The organism is Variovorax atrisoli (genome assembly GCF_014195185.1).
In the GTDB taxonomy this organism is placed as follows: domain Bacteria; phylum Pseudomonadota; class Gammaproteobacteria; order Burkholderiales; family Burkholderiaceae_C; genus Variovorax; species Variovorax atrisoli.
Map to the genome: position 1 here is coordinate 317981 of NZ_JACIBG010000004.1, position 11664 is coordinate 329644.

Genomic DNA, 11664 nt, shown 5'->3' on the forward strand with positions numbered 1-11664 from the left:
CAGCGCAAGCGGGCGCCGCGCCCGCGACCTAGAGTCCGTGCAGAACGAAGAAACAAGCGATCTGCACGGACTCTTTTCATGCCAGTCATCGAATCCCGGCTGCAAGCGGCCAGCGACACCTTCCAGGCCAACCGGGCCAGCATGCTGGCGCTTCTCGGCCAGGTGCGTGAGCACGAAGCCCGCGCCGTCGCGGCCTCCGCAGCCTCGGCAGAGCGATTCGCCAGGCGCGGCCAGTTGCTGCCGCGCGAGCGCCTCGCGCTGCTGCTGGACACCGGCGCTCCGTTCCTGCCGCTGGCCTCGCTCGCGGGCCTCGGCCAGGACAACCTCGATCTTTCCAGGAGCGTGCCCGGCGGCGGCCTGATCTCCGGCATCGGCTACGTCGCGGGCGTGCGCTGCATGGTCAACGCCTCCGACTCGGGCATCGACGCCGGCGCGCTGCAGCCCATGGGCCTGGACAAGCAGCTGCGCGTGCAGGAGATCGCGCTGGAGAACAGGCTGCCTTACGTGCAGCTGGTGGAAAGCGCGGGCGCCAACCTGATGCAGTACCGCGTGCAGGACTTCGTGCGCGGCGGCAACATCTTCCGCAACCTCGCGCGGCTGTCGGCCGCGGGGCTGCCGGTGGTGACGGTGACGCACGGCTCCTCGACCGCAGGGGGCGCCTACCAGACCGGGCTTTCCGACTACATCGTGATGGTGCGCGACCGCACGCGCGCCTTCCTCGCGGGGCCGCCGCTGCTGAAGGCCGCCACCGGCGAGATTGCCACGGAAGAGGAACTGGGCGGCGCCGTGATGCACACCCACATCTCGGGCCTGGGCGACTACCTCGCGGAGGACGACCGCGACGCCATCCGCATCGCCCGCTCGATCCTCGGCGGCATCGACTGGGCGCGCGACGAAGCGCCGCGCAGCTTCGCACCGCCGCGCTACGACGCCGAGGAACTGCTGGGCATCATGCCCAGCGACGGCCGCCGCCCGGTGGACATGCGCGAGGTCATCGCGCGCATCGCCGACGGTTCCGAGTTCCTGGCCTTCAGCGAGCACTACGGCAGCGCCACCGTCTGCGGCCACATCCGGCTCGAAGGACATGCCGTTGGCATCATCACCAACAACGGCCCGATCGACTCCGACGGCGCCACCAAGGCCACGCACTTCATCCAGGCCTGCTGCCAGTCGCGCACGCCCATCGTCTACCTGCAGAACATCACCGGCTACATGGTGGGCCGCGCGCACGAGGAGGCCGGCATCATCAAGCACGGCGCGAAGATGATCCAGGCGGTGTCGAACGCCACCGTGCCGCAGGTCACGCTGCTGTGCGGCGCCTCGTACGGCGCGGGCAACTACGGCATGTGCGGCCGCGGCTTCGCGCCGCGCTTCTGCTTCAGCTGGCCCAACGCGCGCACCGCGGTGATGGGCGGCGAGCAGGCGGCGAAGACCATGGTCATCGTGATGGAGGCCGGCATGGCACGAAAGGGCGCGGTCGACCAGTCGAAGATCGACGCGATGCAGCAGCAGGTCATCGAGCGCTTCGACCGGCAGATGAGCGTGTTCACCACCAGCGCCCTGCTGCTGGACGACGGCGTGATCGACCCGCGCGACACCCGCGCCGTGCTGGCCGAGGTTCTCTCGATCTGCCGCGACGCCGACACGCGCACGACGCAACCCATGCAGTTCGGGGTGGCACGTCCATGAGCAGCAGCAACACCAGCATCACCACCAGGTTCCGGAAGATCCTGGTCGCCAACCGCGGCGAGATCGCGGTGCGCGTCATGCGCACGGCCCGCGCCATGGGCTTTCGCACCGTGGCCGTGTACTCCAGCGCCGACGCCGGTTCGCAACACGTTCGCTTCGCCGACGAGGCTGTGCATATCGGCGAGCCGCTGCCCGCGCAGAGCTACCTGAACATCGCCGCGATCGTCGAGGCCGCGCGCACCAGCGGCGCCGACGCGGTGCACCCCGGCTACGGCTTCCTCGCCGAGAACGCGGCCTTCGCGCAGGCCTGCCGCGATGCCGGCGTGGTCTTCATCGGACCTTCGCCCGAAGCCATCCGCGCGATGGGCGACAAGGCCGGCGCCAAGCGGCTGATGCAGGCGGCGGGCGTGCCCTGCATTCCGGGCTACCAGGGCGAGGACCAGGGCGAAAGAACGCTCGCCGCCGAAGCCGCGCGCATCGGCTGGCCGGTGATGATCAAGGCCACGGCCGGCGGTGGCGGGCGCGGCATGCGGCTCGTCAGCTCGGCCGCGAACTTCGCCGAGCAGCTGCGCAGTGCGCAGTCGGAGGCGCTCAACGCATTCGGCGACGCCACCGTGATCCTGGAGCGCGCCATCGTCGCGCCGCGCCATGTCGAGGTGCAGGTGTTCGCGGACCGGCACGGCAATGCCATCCATCTCGGCGAGCGCGACTGCTCGGTGCAGCGCAGGCACCAGAAGGTGGTGGAGGAAGCGCCCTCGCCCGCCGTCTCGCAAGCGCTGCGCGAACGCATGGGCGCCACCGCCGTCGCCGCGGCGAAGGCCATCGGCTACGAGGGCGCGGGCACGCTCGAATTCCTGCTCGACGCCGAGGGCCGATATTGGTTCATGGAGATGAACACGCGCCTGCAGGTGGAGCACCCGGTGACGGAAGCCGTGACCGGACTCGACCTGGTCGAGCTGCAATTGCGCGTCGCGGCCGGCGAGCCGCTGCCGGTCACGCAGCAGGAAGTGCGCTTTTCCGGCCATGCGATCGAGGTGCGCCTGTGTGCCGAAGATCCGCAGCAGGGCTTCATGCCGCAGAGCGGCACGCTGGCCGCATGGCGCCCCAGCGCCGCGCTGCGCACCGAGCATGCCCTGCGCGACGGCGCCGAGGTGCCGCCCTTCTACGACTCGATGATCGCCAAGCTGGTCGCCCACGGCCGCACACGGGAGGACGCGAGGCAGCGGCTCCTGGCGGGCCTGCAGGACACCGTCGCGCTCGGCATCCCGACCAACCAGCAGCTGCTGGAGCGCACGCTGTCGCATGCGGTGTTTGCAAGCGGCGAGGCGACGACCGCCTTCGTGGCCGACCACATCGGCGCGCTGCTCGCTGCCGACGAAGCAGGCCGCAACCGCGCAGCGTTGCTCGCCGCGCTGCTGCTGCAGCTCGGCGAACGCGGCTGGCCTTCGCCGCTGGCGCACACGCTGCCCAATGCCCTGCGCTTCGAGCTCGACGGCACGGTGCACGCCGCGCGCGTGACGCCGCGCGGCGCCGGCCGCTTCGGCATCGCGCTGGACGGCCAGGAGCCGGTGCAGCTCGCGCTGCTCGACATGCCAGGCGACGGCAGCCTGCGCTTCTCGTGCAACGGGCTCGACGCGCAAGCCTTCGTCGCGCGGCACGGCGGCCGCGTGTTCTTCCACCACGACGGACAGGCCCACCGCCTCGACGACCTCACCCACGCCCCGGCCACCCGCGCCCATGACGACGGCGGCGACGGCCTGCTGCGCGCCTCCATGAACGGCCGCGTGATCGCGCTGCTGGTGGCCGAGGGCGAGGCCGTCGCCGCGGGCCAGCCGCTGGTCACGCTGGAGGCGATGAAGATGGAGCATGTGCACTGCGCACCGCGCGCCGGACGTGTCGCCCTGCACGTCGCGGTCGGCGCGCAGGTGGCGGCGCGCCACGTGGTCGCGCAGGTCGCCGATGCATGACGGGGACCGCCCCCGCGCCTTTACCGAAGCCAACCGCATGAACTCACCCTCTTCCCACTACCGTTCCGTCTTCGCCCCCGGCCTGTTCGACGGGCAGGTCGTCGTCGTCACCGGCGGCGGCTCCGGCATCGGCCGCTGCACGGCGCACGAGCTCGCCTCGCTGGGCGCGCAGGTGGTGCTGGTCGGACGCAAGCCCGAGAAGCTCGACGCGGTGCGCGCCGAGATCGAGGCCGCCGGCGGCAAGGCTTCCACGCAGGCCTTCGACATCCGCAACGAGGACGCGGTTCGCGAGGCCATCGCCGCCGTCGTCGCCGCGCACGGCCGCATCGACGGTCTGGTCAACAACGCGGGCGGCCAGTACATCACGCCGCTGCACGCGATCTCGGCCAAGGGCTGGGAGGCGGTGATCCACACCAACCTCACGGGCGGCTTCCTGGTCGCGCGCGAGTGCTACCTGCAGAGCATGCAGGCCCAGGGCGGCGCCATCGTCAACATCGTGGCCGACATGTGGGGCTCCATGCCCAACATGGGCCACAGCGGCGCGGCGCGCGCGGGCATGGTGAGCTTCACCGAGACCGCCGCGCTCGAATGGGCCGCGAGCGGCGTGCGCGTGAACGCGGTGGCGCCGGGCTACATCGCATCGAGCGGCATGGACCACTACCCGCCCGAGGCCGGCGACATGCTGCGCGCCATGCGCAAGACCGTGCCGGCCGGGCGTTTCGGCAACGAGGCCGAGACCTCCGCCGCCATCGTCTTCCTGCTGGGCCCGGCCGCGAGCTTCATCAGCGGCAGCGTGCTGCGCGTGGACGGCGCGCGGCCGCAGGTGCGCATGGGCTGGCCGATGGCGATTCCCGATGCGCAGGCGCAGCAGCGCCGCGCGGTGAAGCCCTTCGACGGCTTCCACCTGGCGCAGGCGCCGCGCGTGTTCCAGGACAAGTAGGACGAGAGACAAGGAAAGACCGGAGACCACCCCATGCAGTACAGCCACGAACACCTCGAGATCCAGAAGACCCTGCGCCGCTTCATCGACGACGAGATCAACCCGCACGTGGAAGAGTGGGAAGAGGCAGAGATCTTCCCCGCGCACGAGGTCTTCAAGAAGCTCGGCAGCCTCGGCATGCTGGGGCTGAACAAGCCCGAGGCCTTCGGCGGCGCGGGCCTGGACTATTCGTATGCGATGGCCATGGCCGAGGCGCTGGGCCACATCTCCTGCGGCGGCGTGCCGATGGCCATCGGCGTGCAGACCGACATGTGCACCCCTGCGCTCGCGCGCTTCGGCAGCGACGAGCTGCGCCGCGAGTTCCTGGCACCCGCCATCGCGGGCGACATGGTCGGCTGCATCGGCGTGAGCGAGCCCGGCGCGGGCAGCGACGTGGCGGGCCTGAAGAGCCATGCGCGAAAGGACGGCGGCGACTACCTCATCAGCGGCCAGAAGATGTGGATCACCAACAGCCTGCAGGCCGACTGGATGTGCATGCTGGTCAACACCAGCGACGGCCCCGTGCACCGCAACAAGTCGCTCGTGATGGTGCCGATGGACAGCCCCGGCATCGAGAAGGCGAAGAAGCTGCGCAAGATCGGCATGAATTCGAGCGACACCGGCCTGATCTACTTCGACAACGTGCGCGTGCCGCAGCGCTATCGCATCGGCGAGGAGGGCCAGGGCTTCGTCTACCAGATGCAGCAGTTCCAGGAAGAGCGCCTCTGGGCCGCCGCCAGTTCGCTGGAGCCGATGGAGGACTGCATCGCGCAGACCATCGAGTGGGCGCAGCAGCGGCAGATGTTCGGCTCCACGCTGGCCGACCAGCAGTGGGTGCAGTTCAAGCTGGCCGAACTGAAGACCGAGGTGGAAGCGCTGCGCGCGCTCACCTACCGCGCCTGCGACCTGCACGTGAAGGGCGAGGACGTGCTCGAGCTCGCGTCGATGGCCAAGCTCAAGACCGGCCGCCTCACGCGCCAGGTGGCCGACACCTGCCTGCAGTTCTGGGGCGGCATGGGCTTCACGCTGGAGAACCGCGTCTCGCGCCTGTACCGCGACGGCCGCCTGGGCTCGATCGGCGGCGGCGCCGACGAGGTGATGCTGGGCATCCTCGCGAAGACCATGGGCATCGCCAAGCGGCCGCCGCGCTGAGAGGTTTGCGGGCTTGGTCGTGCCGTCTGGAGACGGAGCCGTCGAACAGCCGGACGCCCGCTTTCGACACCACCCATTTCCCCTGAAGGAGACAGCAGGATGAATGCAGAACTGGCCGCGGACCGCCAGGTGCTGGCCGACCTGGTCCGGCGGTTCGCCGGCGACGAGATCGCGCCGAACGTGCAGGCCTGGGACGACGCGGGCGAGTTTCCGCGCGGGCTCTACGCGCGCGCTGCCGAGCTCGGCCTGCTGGGCCTGGGCTATCCGGAAGAGTTCGGCGGTACGCCCGCCTCGTACTCGCTCAAGCTGCCCGCCTGGGTCGCGCTCGCACGCCACGGCAAAAGCGGCGGCGTGCTCGCGAGCCTGTTCTCGCACAACATCGGCCTGCCGCCCGTGGTGCTGCACGCGAGCGACGCGTTGTTGCGCCGCGAGGTCGTGCCGCCGGTGCTGCGCGGCGAGAAGATCGCGGCGCTCGCCATCACTGAACCTGGCGGCGGCTCCGACGTGGCTGCACTTCGCACGACGGCACGGCTCGACGGCGACCACTACGTCGTCAACGGCGAGAAGACCTTCATCACCTCGGGCATGCGCGCCGACTGGATCACCGTGGCCGTGCGCACCGGCGAGGGCCGCGGCGCGGGCGGCATCTCGATGCTGCTGGTGCCGGGCGACGCGCCGGGCCTCACGCGTACGCGCCTCTCGAAGATGGGCTGGCTGTGCTCCGACACCGCCACCCTGCACTTCGACAACGTGCGCGTGCCCGCGCGCTACCTGCTCGGGCACGAGGGCGAAGGCTTCCGCATGATCATGGGCAACTTCAACGGCGAGCGCATCGGCCTTGCCGCGGGAGCGCTGGGCTTCTCGCAGGCCTGCCTCGACGAGGCCCTGGCGTGGGCGCGCGAGCGCAAGGCCTTCGGCACCGCGCTCGTCGAACACCAGGCGGTGCGCCACAAGCTGGTCGACATGCAGATGCGCATCGCCTCCACCGAGGCGTGGATAGAGGCCGTGTCGGCTGAAGGCGATGCGCTCGAAGCGGCCGGCCGCCACAACGCACCCGAGTGGGTCGCGCAGATCTGCCTGCTGAAGAACCACGCGACGCAGACCATGCAGTTCTGCGCCGACCAGGCGGTGCAGATCCTCGGCGGCATGGGGTTCATGCGCGGCACCGTCAGCGAGCGCATCTACCGCGAGGTGAAGGTGATGATGATCGGCGGCGGGGCCGAGGAGATCATGAAGGAGCTGGCGGCCAGGCAGATGGGGTGGCTGTAGCAGGCAGCGAAGCACGAAGCGCTTCGATGCCCGGCTTGCGGAGGGCGGCGATCAGGTCGGCGGCGTCTGGACGACGACGCCGTACCAACCCAGTCCGCGATAGCTCTCGTAGCCGGGTGTCGCTGCGAACGACACCGTGGCATGTCCATCTGCCGCGCGGTAGAAGCCGGTACGCCGCCCATCGGTGACGAGGTTGAAGTGCTCGTCGAGCACGCCGGTCTTTCGAGAACTCGCGATCACCCGGAAAGAAGCGTCGACGATCATGCAGCGCGTGCGCTGCCATTCTTCGTCGGTGAGCCGCACGCCGTTGACGACTGCAGCCGCCTGCGCCGCCCAATCGAAGAAGATCACCAGCGCGCCAAGGGGCCGACCGTCCACGGCCCCCTGCTCCCGGATCGCAGTCGCATAGGTCGCGACTTGTGCGTTGTTCAACTGCGGCAATGCCTCGATGTCACCCGCGATGAAATCCGCGCCCGATCGCGTCTTCATAGAGTCCTTGAACCAGCGCGCATGGGCGACGCTCTTCCCTGCGACCGGATAGGTTTGAGGCCGGCCGTTCGCCACGATGGTGCCCGAGGCATCCACGATCCACAGGTCCAGGTAGACGGTGTAGCTGTCGAGGATCACGGACAGACGCCGCGACGCATGCTCGCGCGCAGCGCCCCCGCCGAGGGCAAGGCAGTCGACCACCGCGGAATCCGTCGCCCACCAGCGCACGTCGCATGAACGCTCGTACAGGTTGCGGTCGACGATGTCGATCATGTTCAGCGCCAGGTCGGCGCAGCGCTGTCCTTCGTGCGAGCGCAGCCGTTCGATCATGCCGTCGCTGAGGTCCGTGAGCTTCGACAGGGAGCCGGCGAGCTCCTTGTTGAGGCCGGTGGTGATGTCGGCGATGCGCACCGACACCTGCTTGACCTGATTGGCCACGACCGCGAAGCCCTTGCCCGCATCCCCCGCCCGCGCTGCCTCGATCAGCGCATTGAGCGCGAGGAAGGTGGTCTCCCGGTTGATGTCGTTGATGTCGGAGATCTTGCCAGTGGCCAGCTTCTTGACCTGATGGGTGAGCTCAACGATTTCCATTGGATTGGACATGGTGCGACCTCGCGGCATTAACTTTTGTTAACCGCCTCGCAAATATCGCGCCCGGTGTCCTGAGAACCGCACGGCATCCGGTGGGTCGCGGGATCGCAGCTCGGCCAAGCCCTGCCCCGCTCGTACCGGCGAGCACCGAACTTCCTCGGCAGGAAGGGTCAGCCCGCCTCTTCCTCGCCTCCCGCACCTCCTGCGCTTCCTGAAGCCTTCGCGGCGGCTGCCGCAGCAGCCCGCAGCTTGTCCTTCTTGCTCGGCCTCTTCCCCTTGATCCCGCCCGTGCCCGAGGCATCGACCACCGGCGGCGCGGTTTCCGTCGGCTCGAAGCCTTCGACGCGCTCGCGCGCAAGCCTCAGGCCGTTGCGCTTCTCGATCAGGCGGAAGTGGGCCTCGGTGGCCGCGCTCACGAAGCTGATCGCCAGGCCGCTCTCGCCTGCGCGGCCAGTGCGGCCGATGCGGTGGATGTAGTCGGTGGGCGAGCGCGGCAGGTCGTAGTTGATGACCACCGGCAGCTGCGCGATGTCGATGCCTCGCGCGGCGAGGTCGGTGGCGACGACCACGTCCCATCGGCTCTGCTTGAACTGCGAGAGGATGTCGCCGCGCGTGCCCTGCGCGATGTCGCCGTGGAAGGGCACGGCGTAGATGCCGTTGCGGTAGAGCTTCTCGGCCACGGTCTGCGCCGCGTGCTGCGTGGCGACGAAGACCAGCACGCGGTCCCACTCGTGCTCGTGCTGCTTGAGCAGGTGGCGCAGCAGCTGGGTGCGGCGGCCGGCGTCGACCTCGATCACGCGCTGCACGATGTCGGGCGCGGTGCCGGGCTCGCCCTGCACGTCGACGATGGCCGGCTCGTGCAGCATGCGGTCGGCCAGCGCCTCGATGGCCGGCGGGAAGGTGGCGGAGAAGAACAGGTTCTGGCGCCGCTTCGGCAGCAGTTCGAGGATGCGGCCGAGTTCCTCCGCGAAGCCCAGGTCGAAGAGGCGGTCGGCCTCGTCGAGCACCAGCATGGCGACGGCGTCGAGCCGCAGTGCGTTGTGCTCCACCAGGTCGAGCAGCCGGCCCGGCGTGGCGACGACGATGTCGGCGCCGCCGCGCAGGTTCATCATCTGCGGGTTGATCGACACGCCGCCGAAGACGGTGACGATCTTCGGGCGCTCGGGCAGGTCCTGGGCCAGTTCGTACATGGTGCCGCCCACCTGGGCCGCGAGCTCGCGCGTGGGCACCAGAACCAGCGCGCGCACCCGGCGCGGGCCTTGGGGGCGTTCCGGCTGCTGCGAAACCAGGCGCTGCAGCAGCGGCAGTGAAAATGCGGCGGTCTTGCCGGAACCGGTCTGCGCCGAGCCCCGCAGGTCGCGGCCTTGCAGAATCGAGGGAATGGCCGCGGCCTGGATGAGCGTCGGCGTCGAAAAGCCGCATCGGGCGGCAGCTTGCACGAGCGCGGGGGCCAGGCCCAGTGAATCGAATGGCATGTGTGTGATGGGCGAGCGCGGCGGGCGAAGAACGGGAAACCGGCGAAAGAAGGAAATTGAGAAGAGGCGTATCGGATGTCGACGATGAAACAGCAGCGCGCCGGCCAGTCCGGCGGCAGCACCCTGGTGTATTCCACCGACGGCGGCGGACGCATGTGCCCCGGCTGCGGCGAGCCAGTGGCCCGTTGCCGCTGCAAGGAACTCGAGAGGGCGCGCAGCGCGCCGGCCACGGACGGCATTGTGCGCGTGTCGCACGAGACCAAGGGGCGAAAGGGCAAGGGCGTGACCCTCGTCAAGGGCGTGGCGCTCGAAGCGGCGGCGCTGCTGGCGCTGGGCAAGCAGCTCAAGACCGCCTGCGGTACGGGCGGCACGGTGAAGGACGGCACGATCGAAATCCAGGGCGACCACCGCGAAACCGTGATCGCGGCGCTCGCGAAGCTGGGCCACACGGTCAAGCGCGCCGGAGGCTGAGGCTCCCATGAAACCCGAAGACCTGCAGCGGCTGGTGACGCTCGAAATGCCCTTCGGCAAGTACAAGGGCACGCTGATTGCCGATTTGCCCGGAAATTACCTGACCTGGTTTGCACGCGAGGGTTTTCCCTCAGGCGAAATTGGCCGATTGCTCGCCCTGATGCATGAAATAGACCACAACGGGCTTTCCGGACTGCTGAAACCGTTGCGAAACCGCCCGCCGGAACGAGGAGTTTCCCGATAAGGGGCAATTTCGCCACATATTTTTCGAATTCGGGCCGGATAATGCTCGCTACGTGTCAGCGGGCCTTGCGGCTCCCGTGCACGTAATTCGGTGATCGGTCAGTTTCGCGCCACAGCGCAGTTCTTGTTTGTTGTGATTCTGGGACTCCATCGCTTTTTGTCTTTTTGTTGGTTTGAATCAGGAGTCCCTTGATGGGCAAGAAACTTTATGTGGGCAACCTCGCCTACTCGATCCGCGACAACGATCTGGAGCAAGCCTTCGGCGAATTCGGCTCGATCGTCAGCGCCAAGGTCATGATGGAACGTGACACCGGCCGTTCGAAGGGCTTCGGCTTCGTCGAAATGGGTACGGATGCCGAAGCACTGGCAGCCATCGAAGCCATGAACGGCCAGCCCCTGCAGGGCCGCGCCCTGACGGTGAACGAAGCCCGTCCGATGGAAGCTCGTCCTCCCCGCACCGGCGGCTACGGCGGCGGTGGCGGTGGTGGCGGCTACGGTGGTGGCGGCGGCGGCTACGGCGGCGGTGGCCGCAGCGGCGGCGGCGGTTACGGCGGCGACCGTGGTGATCGCGGCGGCTACGGCGGCGGCGGCGACCGCAGCGGCGGTGGCGGCTACGGCGGCGGCCGCGGCGGCTACTGAGCCCTTCCCCCCTTCCGGGGCCTTCGGGCCCCTGAACCAAAAAGCTCCTTCGGGAGCTTTTTTCGTTTCCGGGCGCGCCTGCCCGAAGGCCGGGCCCCTGGGAGAACCCTTGCCCCGCGGTACGCACTTGTTCGTACCGCACCGGTCAGCCCACCGTCAGGCGCGCAGCCCGACCCTCGTTTCCCCCAACAAAGAGGAGCGAGACATGCGCATCAAGAGTCAGGCCGACTTCTTCTCAGGAGTCATGTTCACGGCCGTGGGCGGCGCCTTCGCCGTCGGCGCCACCACCTACACCATCGGCGACGGCGCGCGCATGGGACCGGGCTACTTCCCGCTCATGCTGGGAATCCTGCTGGCGGTGCTGGGCGCGATCATCATGTTCCAGGCGATGGTGGTCGAGACCACCGACGGCGACCCGATCGGCAAGTGGGCCTGGAAGCCGCTGGCCTTCGTGCTCGGCGCGAACCTGGCCTTCGGCGTGCTGCTGGGCGGGCTGCCCAGCATCGGGCTGCCGGCCATGGGCATGATCATCGCGATCTACGCGCTCACCATCATCTCGAGCATGGCGGGCGAGCACTTCAAGCTGCGCGACGTGCTGATCCTCGCGACCATCCTGGCGGCCGGCAGCTACGTGGCGTTCATCTGGGCGCTCAAGCTGCAGATCCAGGTGTGGCCCACCTTCATCGCCGGTTGAACGAGG

General features: G+C 69.0%; 11 protein-coding genes. 9 read left to right on the forward strand and 2 right to left on the reverse strand.

What is annotated here, in order from left to right; translation table 11 throughout:
- Positions 1–78 precede the first annotated feature (78 nt).
- The 5 genes from FHY06_RS16645 (at position 79) to FHY06_RS16665 (ending at position 7056) form a co-directional block, all read left to right on the forward strand.
- Positions 79–1689, forward strand: coding sequence for an acyl-CoA carboxylase subunit beta (locus FHY06_RS16645; RefSeq protein ID WP_184605815.1), 1611 nt, complete (start codon positions 79–81; stop codon positions 1687–1689).
- Positions 1686–3656: an acetyl/propionyl/methylcrotonyl-CoA carboxylase subunit alpha gene (locus FHY06_RS16650; RefSeq protein ID WP_184605816.1), complete on the forward strand. Its 1971-nt coding sequence runs from the start codon at positions 1686–1688 to the stop codon at positions 3654–3656. Before FHY06_RS16645 ends, FHY06_RS16650 begins: the two co-directional genes overlap by 4 nt.
- Positions 3657–3693: 37 nt before the next feature.
- Positions 3694–4596 (forward strand): SDR family oxidoreductase, encoded by a 903-nt coding sequence (locus FHY06_RS16655; protein WP_019655463.1) that lies wholly within the window; start codon positions 3694–3696, stop codon positions 4594–4596.
- A gap of 33 nt (positions 4597–4629) precedes the next feature.
- Positions 4630–5787 (forward strand): acyl-CoA dehydrogenase family protein, encoded by a 1158-nt coding sequence (locus tag FHY06_RS16660; protein WP_184605817.1) that lies wholly within the window; start codon positions 4630–4632, stop codon positions 5785–5787.
- 99 nt (positions 5788–5886) lie between these two features.
- A complete protein-coding gene (locus tag FHY06_RS16665) occupies positions 5887–7056 on the forward strand; it encodes an acyl-CoA dehydrogenase family protein (protein ID WP_184605818.1) in 1170 nt (389 codons plus the stop codon).
- A gap of 51 nt (positions 7057–7107) precedes the next feature.
- On the opposite strand, the gene FHY06_RS16670 is transcribed toward FHY06_RS16665, so the two are convergent.
- Together FHY06_RS16670 and FHY06_RS16675 are read right to left on the reverse strand one after the other, a co-directional pair.
- On the reverse strand, positions 7108–8148 hold the full coding sequence (locus FHY06_RS16670; RefSeq protein ID WP_184605819.1) for a methyl-accepting chemotaxis protein: 1041 nt from the start codon (positions 8146–8148) through the stop codon (positions 7108–7110).
- A gap of 158 nt (positions 8149–8306) precedes the next feature.
- Positions 8307–9611 (reverse strand): DEAD/DEAH box helicase, encoded by a 1305-nt coding sequence (locus FHY06_RS16675; protein ID WP_184605820.1) that lies wholly within the window; start codon positions 9609–9611, stop codon positions 8307–8309.
- Positions 9612–9686: 75 nt separating this feature from the next.
- Here FHY06_RS16675 and FHY06_RS16680 point away from each other — a divergent pair, with 75 nt between their 5' ends.
- The 4 genes from FHY06_RS16680 to FHY06_RS16695 all read left to right on the forward strand — a co-directional run bounded on the left by FHY06_RS16680 (position 9687) and on the right by FHY06_RS16695 (position 11658).
- A complete protein-coding gene (locus tag FHY06_RS16680; protein WP_184605821.1) occupies positions 9687–10082 on the forward strand; it encodes a translation initiation factor Sui1 in 396 nt (131 codons plus the stop codon).
- A gap of 7 nt (positions 10083–10089) precedes the next feature.
- Positions 10090–10326, forward strand: coding sequence for a DUF3820 family protein (locus FHY06_RS16685; RefSeq protein ID WP_019655454.1), 237 nt, complete (start codon positions 10090–10092; stop codon positions 10324–10326).
- Positions 10327–10517: 191 nt separating this feature from the next.
- The gene (locus FHY06_RS16690) at positions 10518–10964 is read left to right on the forward strand and encodes an RNA-binding regulator (protein WP_184605822.1); all 447 of its coding nucleotides are present in this window, start codon (positions 10518–10520) and stop codon (positions 10962–10964) included.
- A gap of 205 nt (positions 10965–11169) precedes the next feature.
- Complete coding sequence (locus tag FHY06_RS16695; protein ID WP_132751927.1) at positions 11170–11658, forward strand: tripartite tricarboxylate transporter TctB family protein; 489 nt, start codon at positions 11170–11172, stop codon at positions 11656–11658.
- Positions 11659–11664: the final 6 nt, after the last annotated feature.